This is a genomic window from Pseudomonas sp. H3_E04 (assembly GCF_054668915.1).
Map to the genome: position 1 here is coordinate 1215983 of NZ_CP162797.1, position 23946 is coordinate 1239928.

The 23946-nt window shown below is 61.1% G+C and carries 21 protein-coding genes; 6 read left to right on the forward strand and 15 right to left on the reverse strand.

All coding sequences use genetic code 11. The features are described 5' to 3' along the window. Nucleotides 1-9: 9 nt before the first annotated feature. The 13 genes from galE to rfaH form a co-directional block, all read right to left on the reverse strand. Nucleotides 10-1065 (reverse strand): UDP-glucose 4-epimerase GalE, encoded by a 1056-nt coding sequence (gene galE / locus AB4N53_RS05560; RefSeq protein ID WP_460118858.1) that lies wholly within the window; start codon nucleotides 1063-1065, stop codon nucleotides 10-12. A gap of 31 nt (nucleotides 1066-1096) precedes the next feature. Next, nucleotides 1097-2515: an oligosaccharide flippase family protein gene (locus AB4N53_RS05565; protein ID WP_460118860.1), complete on the reverse strand. Its 1419-nt coding sequence runs from the start codon at nucleotides 2513-2515 to the stop codon at nucleotides 1097-1099. 17 nt (nucleotides 2516-2532) lie between these two features. Then, nucleotides 2533-3462, reverse strand: a complete 930-nt coding sequence (locus AB4N53_RS05570) for a glycosyltransferase family 2 protein (protein ID WP_460118862.1) — start codon at nucleotides 3460-3462, stop codon at nucleotides 2533-2535. Continuing rightward, the gene (locus AB4N53_RS05575) at nucleotides 3456-4763 is read right to left on the reverse strand and encodes an O-antigen ligase family protein (RefSeq protein ID WP_460118864.1); all 1308 of its coding nucleotides are present in this window, start codon (nucleotides 4761-4763) and stop codon (nucleotides 3456-3458) included. Before AB4N53_RS05575 ends, AB4N53_RS05570 begins: the two co-directional genes overlap by 7 nt. Before the next feature lies 1 nt (nucleotide 4764). Continuing rightward, nucleotides 4765-5871: a glycosyltransferase gene (locus tag AB4N53_RS05580; RefSeq protein ID WP_460118866.1), complete on the reverse strand. Its 1107-nt coding sequence runs from the start codon at nucleotides 5869-5871 to the stop codon at nucleotides 4765-4767. After that, nucleotides 5868-6947, reverse strand: a complete 1080-nt coding sequence (locus AB4N53_RS05585) for a glycosyltransferase (protein ID WP_460118868.1) — start codon at nucleotides 6945-6947, stop codon at nucleotides 5868-5870. Before AB4N53_RS05585 ends, AB4N53_RS05580 begins: the two co-directional genes overlap by 4 nt. A gap of 11 nt (nucleotides 6948-6958) precedes the next feature. After that, nucleotides 6959-7666, reverse strand: a complete 708-nt coding sequence (locus AB4N53_RS05590; RefSeq protein ID WP_460118870.1) for a WecB/TagA/CpsF family glycosyltransferase — start codon at nucleotides 7664-7666, stop codon at nucleotides 6959-6961. After that, the gene (locus AB4N53_RS05595) at nucleotides 7663-9021 is read right to left on the reverse strand and encodes a UDP-glucose dehydrogenase family protein (RefSeq protein ID WP_460118872.1); all 1359 of its coding nucleotides are present in this window, start codon (nucleotides 9019-9021) and stop codon (nucleotides 7663-7665) included. The genes AB4N53_RS05590 and AB4N53_RS05595 overlap by 4 nt, the downstream gene beginning before the upstream one ends. Before the next feature lie 46 nt (nucleotides 9022-9067). Next, nucleotides 9068-10459, reverse strand: a complete 1392-nt coding sequence (locus AB4N53_RS05600) for an undecaprenyl-phosphate glucose phosphotransferase (RefSeq protein WP_281895177.1) — start codon at nucleotides 10457-10459, stop codon at nucleotides 9068-9070. Between the two features lie 66 nt (nucleotides 10460-10525). Further along, on the reverse strand, nucleotides 10526-12835 hold the full coding sequence (locus AB4N53_RS05605; RefSeq protein ID WP_460118874.1) for a GumC family protein: 2310 nt from the start codon (nucleotides 12833-12835) through the stop codon (nucleotides 10526-10528). A 2-nt stretch (nucleotides 12836-12837) separates the two neighbouring features. Further along, entirely contained in the window at nucleotides 12838-13371 is a 534-nt protein-coding gene (locus AB4N53_RS05610; protein WP_375123650.1) for a polysaccharide biosynthesis/export family protein, read from the reverse strand. Between the two features lie 12 nt (nucleotides 13372-13383). Next, nucleotides 13384-14541 (reverse strand): outer membrane beta-barrel protein, encoded by a 1158-nt coding sequence (locus tag AB4N53_RS05615; protein WP_460118877.1) that lies wholly within the window; start codon nucleotides 14539-14541, stop codon nucleotides 13384-13386. A 51-nt stretch (nucleotides 14542-14592) separates the two neighbouring features. After that, complete coding sequence (gene rfaH / locus AB4N53_RS05620; protein ID WP_460118880.1) at nucleotides 14593-15111, reverse strand: transcription/translation regulatory transformer protein RfaH; 519 nt, start codon at nucleotides 15109-15111, stop codon at nucleotides 14593-14595. A gap of 684 nt (nucleotides 15112-15795) precedes the next feature. Here rfaH and AB4N53_RS05625 point away from each other — a divergent pair. Then, entirely contained in the window at nucleotides 15796-16770 is a 975-nt protein-coding gene (locus AB4N53_RS05625) for an NAD-dependent epimerase (RefSeq protein WP_460118882.1), read from the forward strand. Between the two features lies 1 nt (nucleotide 16771). Here the strand turns inward: AB4N53_RS05625 and AB4N53_RS05630 are convergent, their stop codons facing one another. After that, entirely contained in the window at nucleotides 16772-16981 is a 210-nt protein-coding gene (locus AB4N53_RS05630; RefSeq protein WP_460118884.1) for a hypothetical protein, read from the reverse strand. A gap of 91 nt (nucleotides 16982-17072) precedes the next feature. Next, nucleotides 17073-17999 carry an alpha/beta hydrolase gene (locus AB4N53_RS05635; protein WP_460118886.1) on the reverse strand — a complete coding sequence of 309 codons (927 nt, stop codon included), beginning with the start codon at nucleotides 17997-17999 and terminating at the stop codon, nucleotides 17073-17075. 117 nt (nucleotides 18000-18116) lie between these two features. On the opposite strand from AB4N53_RS05635, the gene AB4N53_RS05640 reads away from it, so the two are divergent. The 5 genes from AB4N53_RS05640 (at nucleotide 18117) to AB4N53_RS05660 (ending at nucleotide 23913) form a co-directional block, all read left to right on the forward strand. Then, a complete protein-coding gene (locus AB4N53_RS05640) occupies nucleotides 18117-19022 on the forward strand; it encodes a LysR family transcriptional regulator (RefSeq protein ID WP_460118888.1) in 906 nt (301 codons plus the stop codon). A 201-nt stretch (nucleotides 19023-19223) separates the two neighbouring features. Then, nucleotides 19224-20471, forward strand: coding sequence for an ABC transporter substrate-binding protein (locus tag AB4N53_RS05645; protein WP_056785656.1), 1248 nt, complete (start codon nucleotides 19224-19226; stop codon nucleotides 20469-20471). A 76-nt stretch (nucleotides 20472-20547) separates the two neighbouring features. After that, complete coding sequence (locus tag AB4N53_RS05650; protein ID WP_073474651.1) at nucleotides 20548-21423, forward strand: branched-chain amino acid ABC transporter permease; 876 nt, start codon at nucleotides 20548-20550, stop codon at nucleotides 21421-21423. An 11-nt stretch (nucleotides 21424-21434) separates the two neighbouring features. Continuing rightward, nucleotides 21435-23216 (forward strand): branched-chain amino acid ABC transporter ATP-binding protein/permease, encoded by a 1782-nt coding sequence (locus tag AB4N53_RS05655; RefSeq protein ID WP_460118891.1) that lies wholly within the window; start codon nucleotides 21435-21437, stop codon nucleotides 23214-23216. Next, the gene (locus tag AB4N53_RS05660; RefSeq protein ID WP_073474647.1) at nucleotides 23209-23913 is read left to right on the forward strand and encodes an ABC transporter ATP-binding protein; all 705 of its coding nucleotides are present in this window, start codon (nucleotides 23209-23211) and stop codon (nucleotides 23911-23913) included. The genes AB4N53_RS05655 and AB4N53_RS05660 overlap by 8 nt, the downstream gene beginning before the upstream one ends. Nucleotides 23914-23946 lie beyond the last annotated feature (33 nt).

Genomic DNA, 23946 nt, shown 5'->3' on the forward strand with positions numbered 1-23946 from the left:
GCGCCGTTATTACGTGCCTACCGCCAGCAACGGCGCCGGTTGCGGGCGATAGCCCCAAGGGTTGGTGGTCTGCCAGCGCCAGCTGTCGATGAGCATCTGCGTCAATTCGCGCTGTGCTCGCCAGCCCAGCTCGCGCCCGGCCTTGCTCGCATCGGCGCGGCATTCGGCGACATCACCGGCGCGGCGCGGGGCGAAGCGGTAGGGAATGCGCAGGCCGGTGACGTCTTCGAAGGCGCTGATGATCTGCAACACGCTGTAGCCGTTGCCGCTGCCGAGATTCCACACGTGCAGGCCATGCTCGTCGCCCTGCAAAACCTGTAGCGCCTTGAGATGACCTTCGGCCAGATCCAGCACATGGATGTAATCGCGAACGCAGGTGCCGTCGACGGTTGGATAGTCGTTGCCATACACGGTCAACGCAGCGCGCTGGCCGCTGGCAACCTCAGTCAGGCACGGCAGCAGATTGTTCGGCCGTCCATTGGGCGCTTCACCGATCAATCCGCTTTGGTGCGCGCCGATCGGGTTGAAGTACCGCAGCACGGCGATGTTCCAGCGCGCATCCGCGAGGGCAAGGTCGCTGAGCAATTCTTCGATCATCAGCTTGGAACGCCCGTAGGGATTGGCCGGTTTGCCGGTGCCGTGGTCTTCGATGATGGGCATGCGGGCGGGCTCGCCGTACACCGTCGCCGAGGAACTGAACACCAGATTGAACACGTGGGCGCGGGCCATCGCCTGACACAGGTTCAGGGTGCCGACGACATTGTTGGCGTAGTAATCCATCGGCCGGCGCACGCTCTGCGCAACGGCTTTGAGGCCGGCGAAATGCAGCACTGCATCAATCGCGTAGGTGCTGAAAATCTCGTCCAGCAGCGCCGCGTCGCGGATATCGCCTTCGATGAAATCGACGTGCGAATGACTTAACACCTCCAGCCGTGCGACCGCTTCGCGGCTGCTGTTGCACAGGTTGTCGAGGATCAGGACCGAGTGTCCGGATTCGATCAGTTGCAATGCCGTGTGCGAACCGATGTAGCCGGCACCGCCCGTGATCAACGTGGTTTTGCGCATGACGACGTGCTCCATTGCGAGGAAATCCGGCTCAGCGGGAGGTGAACACCAACTTGAATTCTTGAGGCCAGCGCGGGTGCAGCAGGCTGTAGGCCAAGGCATAGGTCAGCGCGCCGATGGCAATGTCGCCGGCCAAGTGCGCGTAGCCGGACAGGCCGGTTTGCCGCGACGCCCACATCACCACGACGACCATCAGCAGCGAGGCGAACAGGCTGCGGTAACTGGACTGAAAGAAGCAGCGCCAGTCATAACCAATCGCGGCGTGCAGGCCGCGCACCTGCAACGGCGTGATCAGCAGCATGCGCAGCAGCAAAGCCAGCGCCGCCGCCATGCCGCCGTAGCTCGCGCCGAGCAGGTAGACCAGCGCGAGCGCGAGCAGGGTGGTGGCGACTTCCGCCTTGAGGGTCAAGTGCGTGCGATTGACCGCCACCAGCGCGGTGGTTGCATACAGCGCCAGATTGCCCAGCGCTGCCGTGCAGGCGAGCACTTGCAACAAGGGAATCGCTTCGGCCCATTTCGCGCCGAAGATCAGCAGGATGATGTCTTCGGCGGTCAGGGCGATGCCGAAGAACAGCGGTGTCAGTACGAAGCCGCTGATTGCCGTGGAATCGCCAATCACCCCGATCAGCCGTGCCGGTTCCGCACTGCGCCGGGCGAACACCGGCAAGGCGTAACTCATCAAGCCGTTGTAGATCGCCGAGCGCGGCAGGTCGATGATGCGCATGGCGAGGTTGAACATGCCCACCGCATGGGCGCCAGCGGTAAGGCCGAGAATCAGGTTGACGCCACGTTGCAGGGTTTGCGAACTCATCACGTTGACACAGACCGGGAGACCGGAGCGCAGCAGTTCGCCCAGCACCTGGCGGTCGATAAGAAAGGGAATGCGCCGACGTTCGCTGCGCATCAGCACCAGCGTGGAAATGCCGTCCATGATCAGCGCCTGCGCGACCACCGCCCACGGGCCGAAACCCAGCAGCGCCACGGCCACGCCGCCAACCCCGCCAGCCACTTTGCCGAGCAAGGTGCGCGAGGCCAGCAGCCTGAAATTGCCGCTGCGGCGCAGCTGCGCCACATATACCCGCGCCATCAGGGTGAAAAGGATTTTCACCGAGGCCACAGCGGTCATCCAGCGCAGCGCGGTGGACGGCGTGTAGAGCACCACCGCCAGCGAAATCAGCGCAATCGACAGCAGACTGACCAGCACGGCAAACCAGAAAACGCTGCTGATGTGTTTGTCTTCCACCCGCTGCAGGCGCACCAGCGGGTCTTCCAGCATCGACGAGAACAGAATGCCGACCACTTCGACCACGGCGATGATCAGCGTGCCAATGCCCAGCTCCGTCGGCGTCAGCAAATGCGCGTAGACGACAAAGGTGATCATCGACAGAAAAATCAGGCCGAACTTCTCGGTGAAAATCCATACGAGGGTCATCATGCGGCGGTTGGCCATGGCGCGATCCTCGAAATTCAGCTGTTTCTACCCAGGCTTTTGAAGCAGGCGTAGAGGTAGCGCAGGGTCGGTTTGCCCTGAAAGAAAAACAGCGTCTGCCACGAATGCCCGAGCATCTGCCGGAACACCTCGATGACCCGTCGATGATCGCCGCGCCGGGAAAACGCATTGAGAAATTCCGCGTGGTTGGCGAGAACGAAATAGATCCGCTGCTGCTTGTTCAGCCGGGTGCCGTAGCGCGCCAGATACAGCTGGATGAAACGCAGTTTGTGCGGGTAATACTTGTGCGGTTGCGCGGTGATGTTGGCGGCGTTGACGGCGCGCCAGTGCAAAATCTGCGGCACGCTGTGGATCTCGCTGATTTCGGCGATGCGCGTCCACAGCAGGCGATCCTCGGCAAAGCGCAGGCTCTGATCGAAGCCGCCAATGGCGACGATGATCTCGCGCACGGCCAGCACGCCGGAGGTGCCGTTGATGATGTTCTCGCGCATGAAATCGGCAAAGTGCTCGCCGTGTTTGCAGCGATCCTCCAATTGCCGTTTGCCGTCGCTGAATTCGCTCATCTGAAAGCAATCGACCAGGCCGACCTTGCGTCCTTGCTGCGTCAACTCCGCGTGCAGCGCCAGTTGTTTTTGCAGTTTCTCCGGATGCCAGCGGTCATCGGCATCGAGGAAAGCGATAAAGGTTTCTTCGGCACTGAATACGCCGCGATTGCGCGCACTCGCCGGGCCTTGATTGGGCTGCTGCAACAGGACGATGGGGAAGGGCGCGGCGTAGTGCTTGACGATCTCTGGCCCGGCATCGCTGGAGCCGTCATCGACGACAATGACTTTGTCCGGCAGGCGGGTCTGTGCAGACACCGAATCCAATGTGCGTTGAATGCTGGCGGCGGCGTTGTACAGCGGAACCACCACGCACACGGTGACGGCCGAGGGATCATTCAGCATGGGCGTTGCTCCCTGAAAGTGCCGCGCATCGGCCGGGCGCTGGCGACTGGCAGCGGCTGGGTACGGGCGACGAGGTGGTGGCGGAAGGTCAGGCTGAGCACGCAGAAAATCAGGAACTCGCCAGAGCGGTAGTTGGGGATCACGTAGGCGACGTAATTGGTCACCACGAACAGGCCGATTACCACCAGCGCACAGGCCTGATAGCGCGCCGACTGATCCGCCGTGATTGCCCGATAGCGCTTGCTCAGAGTCTGGGCAAACATCAGCAGCAGCGCGATCAACTGGATCAGACCGCCGTTGAGCAGGGTTTCGACGTAGCCGCTGTGCGCGTTGCCGATGTAGCCCCAGCGCGTGATGAACGCATCGGCATCGCCACTGGCCCAGAACGCACCGAAGCCGTAGCCCTTGAGAAATTGTGCGTCGATCAGCGGCTGCAGCAGCTCCCAGATCAGCGTGCGGTCGGTGAGCGACGGGTCGCGGCCCACCAGTTCCAGCAGCATGGCGTAGTTGGCGTAGAGCACGCCGCACAAGAGGAAGAACACCAGCGTTGCAGCCATGAACGCCAACAGTGAGCGGTTGATGCGCAAGCGGATCAGGGTGATGAAGTACGCATAACTGGCGGTGCCGGCGACGATCAAGGCAATCGCCGTGGCCGACTGCGCCAGACCGATGGCGATCAACGCGAACAGGCCGTAGAGCATGGCCATTGGATTGCGCTGGCGGATCATCGGTAGCAGCAACAGAATCGCGATGGCATTAAGGCGCGCGCCGGCATTTTTTTCCGCGAACACGCCGCGAAACGCACCGTCGCGAATGCCTCCGGAAATAAAGGCGATGTCCGGGCGAATCAGGGCGAAGATCAGGCCGACCAACGCCGCCGCGCCGATCACACAGCCGAACAGAAAAGCGATGCGTTCCAGGCTGTAGCGCCAGGCAATGAAGCCGGCAAAGAACACCACGCTGAGCAGCGCGACGAAACGCTTGAAGCTGAGCATCGGCTCGCTCGACCAACTGATCGACGCCGCCACGCAGCCCAGAAACAGCAGCAGAAACAGGTTTTGCCGGTAGAAGCTCTTGCTGAGGAACACCTTGTGGCGAATGAAGAAAAACAGCGGCACCAGCAAGGTCAGCAAGCCGCAGACCTGATTGGCCAGATTGCCTTCCAGGTCCTGCTGGGCATCGTCCAGCGTGCTGACGTTGCCCAAGCGCAGAAAAAAGCCGATCACCTGGGTATAAAACAGCACGCCGAACAGGGTGAAGGCGTCGGCCAGCGTCGAATAACGCACTTGCAGGCGGTTCATCTCAGCGCCTCCCGAGTAACGCCTTGAGGTAGGTCTGCACCGCGCGAGCATTGACAAAGCGCGAGGCAGCCTCGATGCGGCGCTGGCGATGTACGGCTCGCGGCGTGGCCAATTGTTGGCTGATCGCTTCGGCGAGCGCGGCGGGGTCGTCGACCTCGACCAAGGGCGCAACGGCGCCATCGCCGAGAATTTCCTGTGGGCCATACGGGCAGCGTGTCGCCACTACCGGCGTGCCGGTCGACAGGGCTTCGACCAAGGCGTTGGGGCTGCCTTCGAAACGCGACGACAAGACAAAACAATCGGCCCGAGCGATTTCGGCGATGGGGTCGCTGGCATACCCCGGCAGGTCGCAACGCTGTGCTACGCCGAGCGAGGTCGCTTGGGCCAGCAGTTCGCCGCGCAAGGCGCCTTCGCCGAAAATGATCAGCCGCGCATCGCCTTGGGGCAGGCGGGCGAAGGCGTCGATCAAAGTGTCAAAGCCCTTTTGCTGCGCTAGCCGACCCACGGCGACGATCACCGGAGTGGTTTTGTCCTTCAGCCAGGGATGGCTGGGCGCGGCAGCTGGTTTGTCGCGAAAATCGTTGTCGAGCACCGGGTTGTCAGCGGTGGTCACATCGCGCGGGCGGGCGATGGTGGTGTCGACCAGGTCTTCGGCAACGCCTTTCGACACGCAGATAACCGGGTTGGGAATCAGCCGGTACAGCCACGGCGCCAGCCAGTAGGCGAGCTTGACCGACAGGGCCGGGTTGACGTGCTTGTCCCGCGAAAAGGCATTGCGCTCGCTGACATGCAGCCGCGCCAGGGTACCGGACAGTGCGGCGGCGGCAATCGCCACGACGTTGACGTGAGTGAGCACCGCCAGTTGCGCGTCGTAGCGGTTGCTGCGCAAAAAGCGCATCAAAGCGGGTACGGCGGCGGCGCTGCGCGGGCTGTCGAGCAGCACTTGCCTGACCCGTGGGTCGAGCGCCGGTTGATTGATGCCGGCACCGGTGAGCATCAGCAGCGTCACTTCGTTGCCGGCCTCGACCAAGGCACCGGCGAGGCGCACCATCATTTTCTCCGCGCCACCGGCGCCGAGGTCCTGGAGGATGATCAGCAGCTTTTTCATCGGTTCCACACCTGGTAATAGGCCTGGGCGGCGTATTGGCTGGTATAGGGCAGGATCGCTTCGCTGACTGAACGTCGAGCCGGTGTCGCAGGTTCGCGACTGGCCAGACTGTCGAGCATTGCCTCGGCCAGTGCCGGAACATCATTGACACGGACCAGACGGCCGAGGCGTCCGTCATCGAGCAACTCGCGCGGACCGCTGCCGCAATCGGAGGAAATCACAGCGGTCCCCAACGCCAGCGCCTCGACCAGTACCGTCGGCAAGCCTTCGTGCAATGAACTGAGCACCAACACCTGCGCATGGCGGATCAACGGATAGGGATTGCGCAGATGCCCGGTGAAATGCACCAGACGTTCAATACCCAGCCGTTGCGCCTGCGCTTCAAGCTGAGCGCGCAACGGGCCGTCGCCGGCAATCAACAGATACGGCAGCGGGCGTTGTTGCGCCGCCAGCGCATAGGCTTCGAGCAGCAGATCAAAGCCCTTGGTGTCCACCAGTCGGCCGATCCCCAGCCAGTAATGATGGGGCACGCCACCGGGCAGCGGCGCTTGTGCCGCGCGCATCAGTTGTTCGCTGATCACTGCGTTCGGGCAATAACGGATGCGCGGTCGCCCCCACGGCATCAATCCGGCAAGCGACTGGCGCAGACCGTGGGACACCGCGACCACCTTGCCGCTACCGCACAGGTACAGCGCGTACAACAGCCGCAGGCTGGCGCGCCCGGTGTTCTGCTCGGCGCAATCCAGCGCGGCATGGCGGGTGTAAATGACTTTGCAGGGACTGCCCAAGGTGGCGAACCAGGTGCACAGATTGGCCTGTTCCTTAGCGCCGATCAGGTGCGTCACGCCTTCGCGGCGAATCATGCGGCGCAGCAGCACGATCGATCTCAGCCAGCCCGCGAGCCCGCTGCCGCCACCGGCCATGCTCGGCGCGCCGTCGACATTGGGCGAGTCGCCGTTCATGACGAAAAAACTCACCCGTCGACCGTCCGCCAGAAACTGCTCGGCGAGGCGTTGCTGCACGCACTCGACGCCGCCGCCAGTCTGGTAATCCTTGAGCGTGAACAGAATATGCATCGGCACAATCCTCATGGGGCAGTGACATTGATTGCCACTTGCTGGCGCAGAATCAGTTCGGTCAGGCGCAGGGCATTGCTCGGGTAGTCGAGCAGGTAACGCTTGATCGTGTGCGGCTCGCGGTACATGCGGTAGAAGGCGCGCAGGTGCAGGCGATTGATCGCGTCGGGGTAGTAACGCTCGCTGGCATTGGCCTCCTGACGAATGAAACCGCCGCAGGTGAACGCCACGCCGCTGAAACCACCGCGCAGCGCTTGGAGGACAAAGCGCTCCTGCAGGCCGGCGCCAAGGCCGACCAGCAGCAGGTTGGTCCGCTGTCGGCGGATGTCAGCTTGAATTGCCGCACCTTGTTCGGCGTCGAAATAACCGTTGTGCGCGCCGACCAGTTGCAGGCGTGGGTACTGCATGCCGAGCTTGTCGACGAAACGATCAAGCTCCGCCTGCTGCGCGCCGACCACATACACGCGCTTGCCGCGCTGCTCGGACTCGCGCAACACCGGGTCGGCAATCGAGGTGAAATCGAAACTGACCCGTTGCACCGCGCGCCCGGTGATGCGCGACATGAACCCGGACATCAGCATGCCGTCGCAGAAATACGCCAGCGACGGCGGCGGCTGGCGGATGAAACTGCCGACCGAGGCGAAGTTGAGAAAGGAGAACGCCCGGTTCGATTCCAACAGCGCCGGCGAATAACGGTCGAGCAATTCCAGGCGGATCATGACGCGAGATCCTGTGCTTCAGCCGCGCAGGTCGGCCGGCCGACGCTGATGTAGGTGAAGCCGCGTGCGCTGAGGCGTTGCGGATCGAACAGGTTGCGCCCGTCAAAGATCAGCGGATTTTTCAACTGGCGGGCGAGCAATTCGAAGTCCGGTGCGCGAAACGATTGCCACTCGGTGACGATCACCAATGCGTCGGCATTTTTCAGCGCCGCCTCCTTGGTCCCGGCCAGGGTCAGGTCGTCGCGCGGGCCGTAGAGCTGCTGCGCCTGCTCCATGGCTTTCGGGTCGAATGCCTGCACATTGGCGCCGGCACGCCATAACGCCTCCATCAGCACGCGGCTGGGGGCTTCGCGCATGTCGTCGGTATTGGGCTTGAAGCTCAAGCCCCATAGCGCAAAGGTTTTGCCTTCCAGCGCGCCGTTGAAGTGCTCGGCGATCTTGTGGAACAGCGTGCTTTTCTGCTCGTTGTTGCGCGACTCGACTGCGCGGAGCAGGCGCGCATCGATGTCGACGCCGTGGGCGGCGTGGATCAGCGCCCGCACATCCTTGGGAAAACACGAGCCGCCGTAACCGATGCCGGGGTAGATGAACTGATAGCCGATGCGTGGATCCGAGCCGATGCCGTGGCGGACCATTTCAATGTCGGCCCCAAGTTTTTCGGCGAGCCCGGCCATTTCGTTCATGAAACTGATCTTCGTCGCGAGCATGCAGTTGGCCGCGTACTTGGTCAGCTCGGCGCTGCGCACATCCATGACGATGATTTTTTCGCGGTTGCGATTGAACGGTTCGTACAGCTCGCGCATCAGCGCTTCGGCGCGCGGGCTGTCGGTGCCGATGATGATCCGGTCGGGGCGCATGCAGTCGTCGACCGCGCAACCTTCCTTGAGAAATTCCGGATTGGAAACCACATCGAAGGTCAGTCCACCACGGCCGCTTTCGCCGAGGATGGCGTTGATGGTCTCGCGCACCCGGTCCGCCGTGCCCACCGGCACCGTGGATTTGTCGACGATGATCTGCTCGCCGCGCAGGTGCTCACCGATGGTGCGTGCGACGCTGAGGACATGCTTAAGATCGGCCGAACCGTCCTCGTCCGGCGGGGTGCCGACGGCAATCAGCAACACGTCGCCGTGCCTTACGGCGGCGGCCAGATCACTGCCGAATTGCAGGCGGCCGCTGTGATGATTTTCCCGCACCAGGCTTTTCAGGCCCGGCTCGTAGATGGGCAGGCTGCCGTCATTCAAGGCCTGCACCTTGGCCGCGTCGACATCCACACACAGCACGTTGTGGCCGACCTCGGCCAGCGCGGCGCCCTGGACCAGTCCGACATAACCGATACCGAATACACTCACATTCATGGGAAAACCTCATGCGTGGCGGGGTGGGCCAGAGCGCTGGCCGCTGTCAGTAGATGTTTTTCGAGAACAGGGTGAAGGGCGTCTTCAGGAGGATCTTGATGTCCAGCCACAGCGACCATTGATTGATGTAATTGAGGTCCTGGGCGACCCGGCGCTGCATCTTTTCCACGGTCTCGGTTTCGCCGCGATGGCCGGTGATCTGCGCCAGCCCGGTGATGCCAGGCTTGAGCCGATGCCGCGCCATGTAGGCGCGCACCTTGCCGGTGTAATAGATGTTGTGGGTAACCGCGTGTGGGCGCGGGCCGACCAGCGCCATGTGGCCGAACAGCACGTTGAATAGCTGCGGCAGCTCATCGATCGAGCTGCGTCGCAGAAAGCGTCCCAGCGGTGTGACGCGGTCGTCGTCGCGGGTGGCCTGACGCACTTGCTGATCGTCGTGCACGCGCATCGAGCGGAATTTCCACACGCGGATTACTTCGCCGTCGCAGCCATGGCGGTTCTGCTTGAACAGCACCGGCCCCGGCGAGGTCAGCTTGACCGCGATGGCGACGCCGAGCAGCAGCGGGCTGAGCAGAATCAGCGCGACCGCTGCGACGCTGCGTTCGAACAGATCCTTGCAGAACAGGCTGCCGGGGTGCGAGGTGAGCAGGCTTTCGTTGAGGTAAATCGCCGGCATCCGCTCGATCTCGGAGATCGAATGATTGAGCAAGACCATGCTGCCCAGATCCGGAATCCACACCACGTCGACGTTCATGTCGAGCAGGTTGATGTACAGCGCTTCGATGGTCGCTGCCTCGGCCATCGGCAGCACGATGTATACGCGCCGCGCCTGCAAGCGGGTGATGATTTCGCGAATGTCCTCGACCTCGCCGAGCAGCGGCAGGATGCTCGGCGCCGGGCCGCTGTCGGCTTTCGCCGCGACAAAGCCCAGCAGCAGCGCACGATCCGGGTCGAGCAGTTTGCGCGCCAGTTCATGGGCGGTCGGGCAGGTGCCGATGATCACCGCGCGGCGCTCGTTGCAGATCATCTTGGTGTAAAGACGCACGAACAGGTGTAGCGGCAGAAACGTCGCCGCCTGGGCGAGAAAACCCACCACGGCCCAGACAATCACCACTTGCCGCGAGAACAACGCGCTGGTCTGGGTGACGAAGGCGATGCTCATCAGCAGCCCGAGCAGAATCAGCCAGCCGGCCAGCAACCGCCCCAGCCCGACCAGCAGGCCATGGCGCTTGTGGTAGACCTGCACCAGGCCGTAGACCGGCATCGAGCCAAGCACCGTGAGGATGATCAGCAGCCGATATTCACTGGGCAACTCGCCGATGCGCCAGTGCACCAGCACGATCAGCAACAGGTTGACCAGGGTCATTGCGCACAGCCATTGCACCCAGAAGGTGAGGCCGCGACGGTGTGCCATTTGCGCGGAATATTGCGAGGTCATCGGCGCGATCTCCGATTCGTCGAACAGGGAAGAAAAGGCTGCTGCCGGGCGGCACGGCCCGGGGGATCAGCGCGGGGCGAAGTCGTAGTCGTAGAAGGAGCGGGAATGGCCATGGCCGTACTTGCGCGCCTTGCGCAGATCGACCTGATTGAGCACCACGCCGAACACCGGCGCCTGGCTCTGCTGCAACACGGCAATGCTCTTGCGCACCTGGCCGACCGGCGTGCTCTGCGCCTTGACCACGTAGATCACCGCGTCGGAATGCTGCGCCAGCAACAGCGCGTCACTGACGATTTCGGCGGGCGGCGAATCGATGATGATGTGCCGGTAGCGCGACTTGAGAATCTGCAACAGCCGGCCGAGGCGCGGCGAGCTGAGCAAATCCTGCGCGGGCGCCACGGCGTTGCTCGAACTGCTCGAGGCTTTGAGCCGTGGTGCATCGAATGGGTCCAGCCCCGATGGCGACAGGCAGCCGGCCGGGAGCATGTCGAGATTGCCGACGCTGCGGATGCAGTCTTCCAGCCGCGCGGTGCCAGCCATGAGGTTGGCGAGGCCTGGGCTCTGCGGCGGGAAATCGAAGTTCAGCGACAGTGTCGGCTGACGCATGTCGGCATCGATCAGCAGCACCCGTTCCAGTGGCGCCAGCGACGAGGCGAGATTGTTGGCGATGGTGCTTTTGCCTTCGCCGGACACCGAGGACGTGACCAGCACCACCTGCGCCGGCCGTTCGTTGTTTTGCAGCATCAGCCAGGTGCGCAGGTTACGTATGGTTTCGCAGAAGCGCGGGTGGTCGTTGTCCTCGAACAGCCGCGCCAACTGCCGCCGGCTCTTTTTCATCACCAGCGGCACGACGCTGAGCAGCGGCACATTGAGCAGGCTCTCGACGGTGTCGTCAGTCTTGAAGGTGTTGCTCAGCGTGTCGAAGAGAAAGGCGAGGGCGACGCCGACGACCGCAGCCACCAGCGCGACAATGGCGAGGATCAGATTCTTGCGCGGTTTGCTCGCTTCCAGCGGCGCGATCGCTGGGTCGACGATGCGCGCCTTGGCCGAGTCCATGTCCGAGGTGGCGGCGGTTTCCTTGAGGCGGGTGACGAAGGTTTCGTAGAGCGCTCGGGTGCTGTCGACTTCACGCTGGAATTCGCGTAGCTGGAATTCCTTGCGCGAAATGTCCTGAATCTGCGCCTTGTTGCTGTTAAAGGATTTGCGCAGCGCGTCTTCGCTGGCCACCGCCAGTTGATACTGGCGCTCGATGCCGGCGACCACTTGCTGCACTTGCAGGCGCAGGCTATTGGCCGCCGTCCGTTGTTCGGATCGGGCAGAAATCAGCGCCGGGTGCTTGGGCCCATAACGGCCGGACAACTCCTCGACTTTGGCCTGGGCCTTGGCCAGATCGCCCTGGAACTGCTGAATCAGCGGGTTACTCAGCACTGCCGGAACGCTCGACAAACGACTGATGTCGCCGTTGCTAAGGGCTTGCGCCTGACGGAACTGGCTCTCCGCTTCAGCACGGTCGCGGCGCGCGTCGATCATGCGATTGCCGGTCATTTGCAGCTCGTTGGCACTGATGGTGGCGACGCCGTCGACATCGACCAGACCCTGTTCCTCGCGATAGGCCTGCAACTTGTTTTCGGCCACGCGCAGGTTGTCACGCAGTTCGACCAGGCGGGTGTTCATCCAGCTGGTGTTGTTTTGCGAAGACTTCAGGCTGGTGTCCTGCTGGCTGTCGATGAAGCCTTGCGCGAGGGCGTTGGCCACCGCCGCAGCGAGTGCCGGGTCGGGCAGTTCGACGTCGATCTCCAGCAATTGACTCTTGCCGACAAACTTGACGCTGGTGTGCAGCATCAGGTTTTGCGTGACGTCGTTGAACACTTGCTCTTCGGTCGCTGGCGGCTTCGGCGGCGGCAGCAGATCCAGCCATGGCAGCCATTGGTCGCGATTTAGCTCCGCCAGCCATTGGCGCGGAGTGAACCAGCTCTGCGCCTGCTGGCGTGGATCGGTGACCGGGTGAGTGGTCAGGCCAAGTTTGCGCACGGCGCGCTCGGCCAGTTCCCTTGATTGCAGCAGGGCTTGCTGGGTCTGCAAGTAATCAGTGGTGGTGGCGCCGCCGGATTCGGCGGCCTGCTGAAAACTCAACACCGGTGGCGTCTTGTCCTTGATCAGCAACGTCGCACTGCCGACGTATTGCGGCGTGATGAACGACAGCGCCACCACGGCCAGCGCGCAACTGAGCAGCACCAGCCAGGCGATGTTCCACTTCGCCGACCAGATCACCCGCCACAGATGCAGCAGATCAAGGGTGTCCGACTCGTCGGCGGCTTGCGTTGGCAAGTGGCCCTGGAGCGGACGTTCGAGGTAGGTGCTTGGGCTGTTGTCCATGATCAGAAAAAGCCTTGTGCAATGGAAATGGTGTCGCCGGGGGCGATGACGGTGGTGCGCGAAATGTTCTCAGTGACCGGTGGGCCGCCACTGCCGCGCAGGATCGTCACGCGTTTCATCGAGGCGCGTTCGGTCAGGCCGCCACCCAGGGCGATGGCTTTTTCCAGGGTCAGGCCGGGCTGAAACGGATAGCTGCCGGGCTTCTGCACCTCGCCGTTGATGTAAAACGGGCGGTATTCGATCTGGCTGAGGCTGACTTTCGGATCGACCAGATAGCCTTGCTTGAGACCGTCGACGATCTTTTGTTCGACCTGATTGGGCGTCAGGCCCTTGGCGACGATTTCGCCGAGAAACGGGTAGGAGAACGTGCCGGCATCATTGAGGCGGATCTTCTTGAAGCTCAGTTCCGGCTCGCCGAACACGATGATGCGCAAGACATCGCCAGCGGCCAGGCGGTAATGGGTGTCGGTGTCCGCCGCCTCGACCGTGGGCACTGTCCAGAGCAGCAACAGCAGTAAAATCAGGCGCGTGTGCATGGCCCAACCCTCCTAAAGACTGACGTCGAACGTGATCTGGAAAACATTGCGGGTGAAGCTTTCGTTGTCGGCATCGGAGTCGTTGTCGCGGTGGCGGTAGGCGACTTCGACGTCCAGCCAGCGGCGCATTTCGTAATTCACACCGAGTTTGTAGTCCTGCAGGTCGTCGTTGCGGTCCTGGCCTTCGTAGACGTAATGGCCCATGCCAGCTTCAGCGACCGTGGTGATGCGCTCGGTCCAGCCGTGGCGCCAACCGATCTGGGTGAAGGTGGCCTTCACCGCGTCGGAGCCGTCGTCGCCCTCGGCCATGGCCTGGCGCGCGAGAAAGGTGAAGGTCGAGTAGGTGCGCGGTTTCCACGCCAGATCCACTTGCCAGGTGGGGTTGCTCAGGTCGTCGGAACCGCTCTGGTCGAAGTTCTTGCGCTCGTAGCCGACGCGCAGCTTGCCGGTGGTTTTCGCCGTCATGTCCCATTCGGCACCGGCCAACACTGCATCGGAGCGGCTGCTGCGCGGGCTGTTCGATTGCAGGTAGTCGAAGCGGGTGTGGTCGTATTCGAGCAGGCTGCGGGTCTTGCTGCCGAGGCGGTGATACCAGGTGGTGGTCAGGTTGCTGGTGTCGCGTTCCTTGTCATCGTTGATGCCGTCGGAGTTGTCGTAGCGCAGCCTTGCGTAACTGGCCCCGAGGTCGATCTGGTTCAGCGCACTGCGCGCGCCGAAGGTGTAGACGCCGCCGACGCGCTGGCTCTCGATCTTGTCGTTGATGCCGTCGACGGCGGTCGAAGTGGTGCGCTCGTATTTGCGCGCCTCGGCTTCGAGTTTCAGCCGATGCCGATCGGTGAATTCCATGATGCTGTCAGCGCGCAGCCGCTGGGCGGTATTCGAAGCATCCGAGGCGCTGTGATAGATGTAGCGGGTCGGTTCCCAGATCACCCGCGTGGCACTGTTGCGGTCCTCGGCCTTGAGCTCGAAGGCCGGCGCCAGGCGGGTGACCATGGTCGATTCGACATCGTGTTCGACTTCGCGAAAGTTGTCGTCGTAGCTTTCCGACAAAGCAAAGGTCGGGGTGAAATCGAAGCCGTAGACATTGATCGCTTGCGGCTCGACGCTCCAGGCTTCGGGTGCGCAGCAGGCGACGGCTAAAATCAGGGAACAGCGAGGCTTCAGAGCCATGGATCACGCTCCGGATGAAGGGGGTCGGTGTCAGGGCGAAGCGGATCCGGACTATTGTCGCTGGCGTTCGAGGTAACTCAGCGGGACGCTGACGTGCTGTTGGCGGTTGAGGAAATTGAGCAGCATCATCACGCGCTCGTCGCCCTGCATGGACAGGAACACGCCTTCAAGCGGGGACAGTGGACCCTGGACGATTTGCAAAGAATCGCCGGGCTTGAGCGTCGGCTCGGCAGGAAAGCCGATCGACTCCTGACTGCGCTCGCGCAGTTGCGCAATCACATCCTCGTCGACCCGGGCCGGTACATGGTTGAATTCAACGATGCGGCTGACACCGCGGGTCGAGCGAATCGGCGCCCAGTTGTCGTCGCGGCTCAGTTGAATGAACACGTAGCCGGGAAACAGCGATTCGAGTGTTCGTTGGCGTTTGCCTCGAATACTGCGCTCGCTCATCAGCTGCGGCCGGAAGGTTGAATAGTTCTGTTGCTGCAGATTGAGTTGTGCCCGTTCATCCTGGCGGGGCTTGCACTGCAATAAATACCAGTTAGAGCCGTTGCGGCAAACCGTTAGCATGCTGGAGTACTCCATACATAGCGATCGTTTAAGCAGGGCGGCCGATAGCGTGGGACGAGCCGTCATGCTTGCTAGTAGGTAGTAGGCTGATCAAGGCAAAGTGCCGAGCCAGATGCATCAATGTTTATTGGCAGAAGAAGTGTTTCAAAAATGAATCAACTTGATTGGGTTGTTGTTATATCCATGGCCGTCTTGGCTATAACGAATCCGCGCTTTTGTTTAAGCAAAGCTACCGCACGGTTCGCAGTTGCGACCTTCAGGATCCAATTACATAAATAGCCAGAGAACAGAAAAGTGCGCGTCGGCGCGAGCTCATCGGGCAGTGCTAAGTTATCGGCCAGTCTTCGCAAGCTGTCAATTGCTAACAGTCAAAAACATTACCTTTCATCCGCTGGCGTTGACAGCGTTTCGTAACGCATTGATTTTAAAAGATGAAAATTATTCGTCGGAATTTTTAAACTTTTCCAAGTTATTGAAGTCGAGGCGTTTAGATGGCGGGCGTGATAGCAAATTAGTTTCAATCTTACATGTTTCGGTTCGTAAGAAGTTCGGCTTTTAAATGCCTTGCGTCGGATGCCGCTGGTCGTGATAACTAAGCTCGTCTATGAATAGTTGCCGTCGTTCGCAGGCAAGTGTTCAGACGCATATGTCCCCTTTAAGTCAAACCGGTGGGTCGAGATAATCATGAGTGTTCTGGTGACGGGCGCAGCAGGCTTTATCGGTTATCACACCGTCAGGCGTTTATGCCGCGAGGGTTTTGAGGTTATTGGTGTCGACAATCTCAACGCTTATTACGACGTCGAACTTAAACAGGCGCGTCTGTACAGATTGCAAACGCTGGCGAACTTCACTTTCCATCGGCTGGACATTGTCGATCAGGCTGCGTTGACTGCGTTGTTCGCACACGGCCACTTCAAACACGTCGTTCACTTGGCGGCGCAGGCCGGGGTGCGCTACTCGCTGGACAATCCTGATGCGTATGCGCAATCGAATCTGGTCGGGTTTCTCAACGTATTGGAAGCTTGCCGTCGCCATCCGCCGCAGCACTTGATCTACGCCTCGAGCAGTTCGGTGTACGGCGCCAATACCAGGATGCCGTTTGCAGAAGACGACCCGGTCGACCAACCGGTTTCGTTGTACGCCGCGACCAAGCGTGCCAACGAACTGCTCGCCCACAGTTACTGCCATCTCTACGGTTTGCAAGCCACCGGCCTGCGCTTCTTTACCGTATACGGCCCGTGGGGGCGGCCGGACATGGCGCTGTTCAAATTCACCGAAGCCATGCTGCACGGGCGCGGCATCGACCTCTACAACCAGGGCGAAATGGCGCGGGATTTCACTTACATCGATGACATCGTCGAGGCGATTTTGCGCTTGCTCGACAAACCGCCCGCACTCAGCGCCGAGCGTGGTACCAACCGGCTGTTGAATATCGGCCGCGGCAGTCCGGTGGCGCTGATGAGCTTCGTCGAATGCCTGGAGCAGGCACTGGCCATCAAAGCCCAGCGCCGTTATCTGCCGATGCAGGAGGGCGATGTATTGAAGACCTGGGCCAACGTGGCGGCGCTGGAACGCTGCATCGATTTCCGCCCGCAGGTGCCGATCGAGCAGGGCGTGCAAGCGTTCGTGCAGTGGTATCGCGAGTTCTATCAGGTCTGATTCAGTGCAGGGTGACGGCCCTGCGACTTTCACCAATGCGGATCCGGTCGAGGGCGCGGTTCAACGCATCCAGCGCATCCAGCAGCGCCTTGGCCTCGGCTTCACGTCCGTCGCCCCACAGGCGTTCGGCCATTTTGTTCAAGGCCAGAATCGCACGCTCGATGTCGGCTGCACTGGCGGTGTCGTTGGGGGCTGTTGGTTTTTCCGGCATTCAGGGTTCCTCGGCGGTCGGCACACCATACCGCCAAGGCGCCGAGCAATACAGCCACAAGTATCCCCGATCAGCAGCGGACGCAGTTTGGTCAGCGATTAGCCTCAGTCAACCCCGTCTCGATAAACCGCACCGAACTCTCCAGCGCCTGCTGCCCCTCGGCCAGCATGCCCGCGTAGAAATGCCAGGCGTGAAACATGCCGGGCCACACTTCAAGATTGACCCGGACGCGGTTGTCCGCCAGGTGATTGGCCAGACGCATGGCGTCACTGAGCATCAGTTCGTTTTCGCCGATCTGCACCAGAATCGGTGGCAGTCCGGTGACGTCGGCGAACACCGGCGAGGCCAGCGGATGGTTGGCCAGGGTGTCGCCGAGAAAGGCTCGCGCGAGGATGTCCAGCACTGGCTTGGAGTTCAGCAGATCAAGGCCTTCACGATTGCTCATGGAGGCGCCGGTGTGTTCTAGGTTGGCCCATGGCGAAATTGACGAGCCCACCGCAGGCAATGGCAAGCCTTTGGATTTTGCCGCGACCATCACGCTGACCACCATCGCGCCACCCGCCGACTCGCCTGCGAAGGCAATCTTGCTGGCGACGACGCTCTGCTCAAGCAACCACTCATAGGCGCGCAAAGTGTCATTGATGGGGGTGGGGAATTGGTGCTCGGGTGCGAGGCGGTAATCCGGCATGTACACCCGCGCGCCAAGCATTTTTGCGTAGTTGCCGCCAATGCCGTGGTAGCCGTCAGGTCGACCGACGATGTAGGCGCCACCGTGGATGTACATCAGCACCGCGTCGGTCTTGAGCTCATCCGGAGTCACCAGCGTAGCGGGCACGCCGCCCATGTCGACTGTTTCAAACCTCACGCCAGCCGGCGGCTGATTCTGCCCGAGCATTTTTGCGTAGGCATCGCGGATGTCGCTCATCTTTGTGGTGGTATCGGTGCCCTTGAGCACGGGTACCAGATCGCTGAGGCTGTTGGCCCAGGTTTGCACGGCTGCTTTTACTTCAGTGTTCATATGACCTCGATCAGGCGTTGGTGATGGCTTAACTAATCGAGATGTTATGCTCATGATTGGGGAATAGGGTTCCCCATAACCGGTGCCAATCCGCCTGAATGCAAACCCGGAGGCCTCATGGAACTGCATAACCTGAACGACATCGCCGCCTTCGTCGCCTCGGTGGATACCGGAAGTTTTACGGCGGCGGCCAGGCAACTCGGGCTGACTCGCTCGGCCGTCGGTAAATCGATCGTGCGGCTCGAATCGCGTCTGCAGGTCCGCCTGCTGAACCGCACCACCCGCAGCCTGAGCCTGACCGACGATGGTCGGGTGCTGTATGAGCGATGTGTGGGCATCTTGCAGGATCTGGACGAGGTCGAAGAGGCTTTGGCGTTCCGCCGTTCGACGCCCAGCGGCCGCTTGCGCATGAGCCTGCCGGTAGCACTGGGCCGGCTGCACGTTGTGCAGCACATCGAGCGCTGCTTGAGAGACTGGCCGTCGCTCGCCATCGACGCGACATTTTCCGATCGGCTGGTCGACCTGATCGACGAGGGTTTCGATCTGGCGATTCGCATCGGTCCGCCCAAGGAAGACTCCGGGCTACTCACGCGCACGGTGGCTTACCAGCAAATGATCACCTGTGCCTCGCCCAATTATCTGAATGAACATCCGGCACCGCAGACACCCGAAGATCTCGCCGGGCATGCGTGCCTGCACTTCGTCAGCGGTGGCCGATTGCTGCCGTGGAATTTTCGCGTCAATGGTCAGCCTTTGCCGGTCATTCATGCCGGGCGGCTGCAGATGGACAGCGCTGAGGCCTTGCATCAGGCGACTGCCGCAGGCCTCGGTATCGCGACGTTGCCATCCTATGTGGTCAACGATGACTTGCGCAGTGGCAAGCTCGTGCAGTTGCTCGCAGATTACGCCGAGGCTGCCGAGCCGATCCGGGTGATTTACCCGAGCAAGCGACACCTGTCGCCGAAGATTCGGCTGTTCATCGACAGGCTGGTGGAAGCGTGGTCGCCGGCGCCTTGGGACTGATCAGCGGCGATAGAAGCTGTGCCGCAAATTCACAGCAGGTGTGCTTTTTCAGCTATATCCAGCCAATCTCGGCGAGCCGTACTCTTGCAAACAGTGGCGCAGAAACTTGCGTGTCATCGCCACTGTAATCCGACGATGTCTGTGCTCGGCACGGATCATTTGAAGGAACAATAAAAACAATATCTGCGGGAGATGAATCCAATGAGACTCGCTCAAGAGGAAGCCGTGGCCGTGGCGGCTACCGCGAAAAGCTGGCTGAAAGCTGCCGGCATCCTGCTTTGCCTGTCCACTCCGGTTGCCGCGCTCGCGGACATCAGGATCGGTGCGCTTTATCCCCTGAGTGGATCCCTGGCGTTGCTGGGCGACGAGAGCTTTCGTGGCCTTGAACTGGCCGTCGCCGAACGAAATGCCTCGGGCGGTTTGAAGGGCGAGCCGATCAAATTGCTCAAGGCCGACGCAGTCGATGCGGGACAAGCGGTCGGTGCCGCGCGCCGGCTCACCTCTGTTGAGAACGTCACTGCTGTATTTGGCAGCTATTCCTCGGCGCTGTCATTTGCGGCTACGCAGGTGACGGAGATGGCGGGGGTGCCATTTTTCGAGTTGGGTGCGGTGTCCGACCACATCACTGAGCGTGATCTGAGCTACGTGATGCGCAGCAACCCGACCGCCAGGAATTTTGCCGAAGGCACCATCACCGCCATCACGGAGATTGTCAGCCCATCGCTCAAGGTCGATCCGAAACAATTGAAGGTCGCGATCATCCACGAGGATGCCCTGTACGGTACGACCATCGCCGGGTTTCAGAAAAAAATCGCTCAGGAGCAAGGTCTGAATGTGGTCGAGGTACTACCGTATTCGGCCAAAGCGGTCGATCTCTCATCGCTGATCCTGCGTTTGAAAGGCGCCCAGGCGGATGTGGTATTGCAGACCAGTTATCAGAACGACACGACGCTGTTTTTCCGCCAGATCCGCGAAGCCGGTTTCAGGCCCAAAGCCGTTATCGGCGCCGGCGGCGGCTATTCCATGCAGGACACGGTCAAGGTTGTCGGCGCAGCCAATATGGAAGGCGTGCTCGATGTCGATTTCCCACAGTTCCAGACCAATGAAAACGGCGCTCCCGGTATCGGTGCGTTCGCCAAGGCATACAAGGATCGCTACGGCAGCGAACCGCGCTCGGGCCACAGCCTGATCAACTATGTCGGGGCGAAAATATTCCTCGATGCCATGGAAAACAGTACTTCGCTGGACGCCGATGCGATTCGTGCCTCGGTGGCAACCATCGATATTCCTCTCGGCGGCACGGCTGCCGGCATCGGTGCCAGGTTTGGCAAGAACGGCCAGAACCAGCGCGCCAATACGGCAATCATGCAGTGGCAGAACGGACTGCTGAAAACCGTTTACCCCCAGGCAGCTGCCGTTGCCCAAGCGCGTTTTTCCGACCAACCCTGATAGCTGAACCCGCAATCTGCTGAAGCTTGTTCATTGAGCTTCACGGGTTCGTTCGCTCGCAAAGAGGGCGCCAACCGTGGAAATTTTCATCCAGCTCCTGTTGAACGGCTTATTGCTCGGTGGCACGTTGGCCATCATCAGCATCGGCCTGACGTTGATTTTCGGCATCGTGCGTGTGGTCAACTTCGCCCATGGCGAGTTTCTGATGATCGGCCTGTATGCCGTGTATTTGCTGAATTCGCACTTCGGCATCCACCCGTATATAGCGATCATTCCTGCGACGATCCTGTTGTTTGCCGCTGGTGCGGCAATGCAGCGTTTCATCATTCAGCCGTTGCTTGGCGCTGAGGGACATATCCAGATTTTCGCCACCGTCGGCGTCTCGATTGCCCTGATGAACGGCGCGTTGCTGATCTTCGGTGCCGACGTCATGACGGTGAAGAACATCAGCGTCGGTACCACGACCGTCAGCTTCGGCGCCTTTCGCGTCAGCAGCGGTCAGTTGATCACGTTTGTCGCGTCGCTCGCACTGGTCGCGGGGCTGCACTGGTTTTTGCAGAACACATTTCTCGGCCGGGCTGTCCGCGCTACTGCACAGCATCGCAACGCGGCGCAACTGATGGGGGTCAACGTCAAAAACATCTATGTGTTTGCCTTCGGCCTGGGTTGCGCCTGCCTGGGCGTCGCCTCGGGACTGATCGCTCCGCAATATCCGGTCTTTCCAACCGTTGGCACTTTCTTCGTGCTGACGGCGTTTGTGATTGTGGTGCTGGGCGGCCTGGGTAGCCTGTCCGGCGCACTGATCGGTTCAATGCTGATCGGCATCGTCGACAGTCTCGCCGGTTACTACATCGCGCCGGACCTCAAGGAGGTCGTCTACTTCACGATTTTCCTGGGCATCCTGGTGTTTCGTCCGACAGGTCTTTTCGGCGCCGGTCGCGGGTCTGAGTGAGGAAGATGTTCATGAATATTTTGCACCCGCGTGTCTATGTCAGTGCACTGGCCCTGGCGCTGTTACTGATCATTCCATTGAGCGTTGGCTCGCCGTTCGTTTATCACCTGTTCATCCTCATATGCAGTTATGCGGCACTGGCCAGTGCCTGGAACATCGTCGGCGGGTTTGCCGGCCAGCTGTCGTTGGGGCATGCCGTGTTCTACGGGGTGGGCGCTTACACGACGACGCTGCTGATGATGAAACTGGGCATCAGTCCATGGATCGGCATGTTCGCTGGCGCAATCCTGTCGTCGATTGTCGCGGTGTTGATCAGTTGGCCATGCTTCAGATTGCGCGGGCCGTTTTTTGCCTTGGCGACCATTGCGGTGCTGGAGGTCGTGCGTCTGGTGGCGATCAATCAGCATGACGTGACCGGTGGTGCGGCGGGGCTGGGCGTACCGCTGAAGCTCGGTTTCGAGTGGATGTTGTTCCGCCCGCGCTGGCCATACCTGCTGATTGCCTTCGCCTTTCTGCTCATCACATTGGCAGTGTCGTGGAAGATCAAGAATTCCCGACTGGGTTATTACCTGATCGCCGTGCGTGAGCGTGAAGACGCCGCCCATGCGGTGGGCGTGAACTCGGTCAAGGTCAAGCTGATCGCCGTAGTGTTGTCCGCATTTATCACCAGCCTGGTCGGCAGCTTTCATGCGATGTACCTGACCTTCATCGAACCCGGCTCGATGTTCTCTCTCGAGATGTCGATTCAGATCGCCATGTTCGCGTTGATTGGTGGACTGGGCACGGTATCGGGACCGCTGATCGGCACTTTGCTGGTGCTGCCGCTGGCTGAACTGGCACGCGGCTGGCTTGGCGATCTGGGCAGCGGGGTGCACGGTCTGGTCTATGGCATCGTGCTGGTCGTGGTGGTGCTGACTATTCCGCAAGGCGTGGTGGGGCGTTTTGGGGCCCGGATATTTGGCTGGATCGACTCATTGCCCGGCGGCCGTCGTTCGATGGCAAATACAGAAGCACCGATCGGGCCGACCTTGGCGCAAGCCCACTCGGCCACGCACGGTGAGCCGGTTCTGGTCGCAGAAAACCTGCACAAGTTCTTTGGCGGACTGCACGCCACCAACGATGTTTCGCTGAGCTTGGCCGAAGGCGAAATCGTGGGTGTGATCGGCCCGAACGGCGCCGGCAAAACTACGGTGTTCAACCAGCTCTCCGGGTTTCTTCTGCCATCCAAAGGCCAAGTGAAAGTGCGCCTGCTCAATGGCGACTGGGTCACCCCGAACAGCCCGGCCGAGTTCGCCCGGGCAGGCATTGGCCGAACCTTTCAGATCGTGCAGCCATTCGCTGATTTGAGTGTCTGCGAAAACATCATGCTCGGTGCATTCATGCACACCGCCGACGCGAAGGAGGCGAGGGCGATCGCCGAGCAAGTCGCCGAGCTGACCGAACTCACCGCGCTGCTCGACACCCGGGCGCGCAACCTGACGGTCGGCGGCATGAAGCGCCTGGAAATGGCCCGCGCTCTGGCGACCCGCCCGCGCATCCTGTTGCTCGACGAAGTCATGGCCGGCCTCAACCCGACGGATGTTGCCAAGGCCATCGCAGTGATTCGCCGGGTGCGTGATTCGGGCGTCAGCGTGTTGATGATCGAGCACCTGATGCAAGCCACCATGAGCCTTTCTGACCGCATCGTCGTGATCAGTTCCGGCACGCTGCTGATGCAGGGCGCGCCTCACGATGTGATCAACGATCCTCAGGTTATCGAAGCCTACCTCGGTAAGGAGTACAGCCATGCTTAAACTCGACAACGTCCACAGCGGCTATGGCGGTACGGAGATCCTTCGTGGCGTGTCGTTCGAGGTCAATGCCGGTGAGGTGGTGACCATCGTCGGCGCCAACGGCGCCGGCAAAACCACGACCCTGCGCAGCTTGTGCGGCATCGTCACACCGTCCCAAGGCACGATCGAATTCGAAGGCCAGCGCATCGATGGCAATCGCCCCGATCAGATTGTCGACGCGGGCCTGACGCTGATACCGGAGGGGCGCCAGTTGTTTCCCTTCATCAGCGTGCGCGACAACCTCTTGATGGGCGCCTACAAACGCAGTGCACGAGCAGGCTACAGGCAGCGTCTGGACAATATTCTCGATCTGTTTCCGAGGGTGCGCGAACGTCTTGATCAGAACGCCGGGACACTGTCGGGCGGCGAACAACAAATGGTCGCCATCGCCCGGGGCCTGATGGCCGAGCCGAAATTGTTGATGTTTGATGAACCGTCGCTGGGCCTGTCGCCGCTGCTGGTGTCGCAGGTCTTCGAGATCATCAACAGGATTCTCCAGCTGGGCACCACCGTGTTGATCGTCGAGCAGAACATCGTTCATACGCTGCGCATTGCTCATCGAGGTTACGTGCTGGAGAACGGCGAAGTGGTGCTCAGCGGCACCGGCCAGGAACTGCTGGAAAACCCGCACGTCAAGCGTGCTTATCTGGGGCTCTGACCCAGTCCATTCATCTGCAAGTGAGAACAGCTC

Excerpts from the sequence above, each read along its gene's own strand:
- galE (WP_460118858.1), bottom strand. The coding sequence starts at position 1,065 with ATGCGCAAAACCACGTTGATCACGGGCGGTGCCGGCTACATCGGTTCG.
- AB4N53_RS05565 (WP_460118860.1), bottom strand. The coding sequence starts at position 2,515 with ATGGCCAACCGCCGCATGATGACCCTCGTATGGATTTTCACCGAGAAG.
- AB4N53_RS05570 (WP_460118862.1), bottom strand. The coding sequence starts at position 3,462 with ATGCTGAATGATCCCTCGGCCGTCACCGTGTGCGTGGTGGTTCCGCTG.
- AB4N53_RS05575 (WP_460118864.1), bottom strand. The coding sequence starts at position 4,763 with ATGAACCGCCTGCAAGTGCGTTATTCGACGCTGGCCGACGCCTTCACC.
- AB4N53_RS05580 (WP_460118866.1), bottom strand. The coding sequence starts at position 5,871 with ATGAAAAAGCTGCTGATCATCCTCCAGGACCTCGGCGCCGGTGGCGCG.
- AB4N53_RS05585 (WP_460118868.1), bottom strand. The coding sequence starts at position 6,947 with ATGCATATTCTGTTCACGCTCAAGGATTACCAGACTGGCGGCGGCGTC.
- AB4N53_RS05590 (WP_460118870.1), bottom strand. The coding sequence starts at position 7,666 with ATGATCCGCCTGGAATTGCTCGACCGTTATTCGCCGGCGCTGTTGGAA.
- AB4N53_RS05595 (WP_460118872.1), bottom strand. The coding sequence starts at position 9,021 with ATGAATGTGAGTGTATTCGGTATCGGTTATGTCGGACTGGTCCAGGGC.
- AB4N53_RS05600 (WP_281895177.1), bottom strand. The coding sequence starts at position 10,459 with ATGACCTCGCAATATTCCGCGCAAATGGCACACCGTCGCGGCCTCACC.
- AB4N53_RS05605 (WP_460118874.1), bottom strand. The coding sequence starts at position 12,835 with ATGGACAACAGCCCAAGCACCTACCTCGAACGTCCGCTCCAGGGCCAC.
- AB4N53_RS05610 (WP_375123650.1), bottom strand. The coding sequence starts at position 13,371 with ATGCACACGCGCCTGATTTTACTGCTGTTGCTGCTCTGGACAGTGCCC.
- AB4N53_RS05615 (WP_460118877.1), bottom strand. The coding sequence starts at position 14,541 with ATGGCTCTGAAGCCTCGCTGTTCCCTGATTTTAGCCGTCGCCTGCTGC.
- rfaH (WP_460118880.1), bottom strand. The coding sequence starts at position 15,111 with ATGCTAACGGTTTGCCGCAACGGCTCTAACTGGTATTTATTGCAGTGC.
- AB4N53_RS05625 (WP_460118882.1), top strand. The coding sequence starts at position 15,796 with ATGAGTGTTCTGGTGACGGGCGCAGCAGGCTTTATCGGTTATCACACC.
- AB4N53_RS05630 (WP_460118884.1), bottom strand. The coding sequence starts at position 16,981 with ATGCCGGAAAAACCAACAGCCCCCAACGACACCGCCAGTGCAGCCGAC.
- AB4N53_RS05635 (WP_460118886.1), bottom strand. The coding sequence starts at position 17,999 with ATGAACACTGAAGTAAAAGCAGCCGTGCAAACCTGGGCCAACAGCCTC.
- AB4N53_RS05640 (WP_460118888.1), top strand. The coding sequence starts at position 18,117 with ATGGAACTGCATAACCTGAACGACATCGCCGCCTTCGTCGCCTCGGTG.
- AB4N53_RS05645 (WP_056785656.1), top strand. The coding sequence starts at position 19,224 with ATGAGACTCGCTCAAGAGGAAGCCGTGGCCGTGGCGGCTACCGCGAAA.
- AB4N53_RS05655 (WP_460118891.1), top strand. The coding sequence starts at position 21,435 with ATGAATATTTTGCACCCGCGTGTCTATGTCAGTGCACTGGCCCTGGCG.
- AB4N53_RS05660 (WP_073474647.1), top strand. The coding sequence starts at position 23,209 with ATGCTTAAACTCGACAACGTCCACAGCGGCTATGGCGGTACGGAGATC.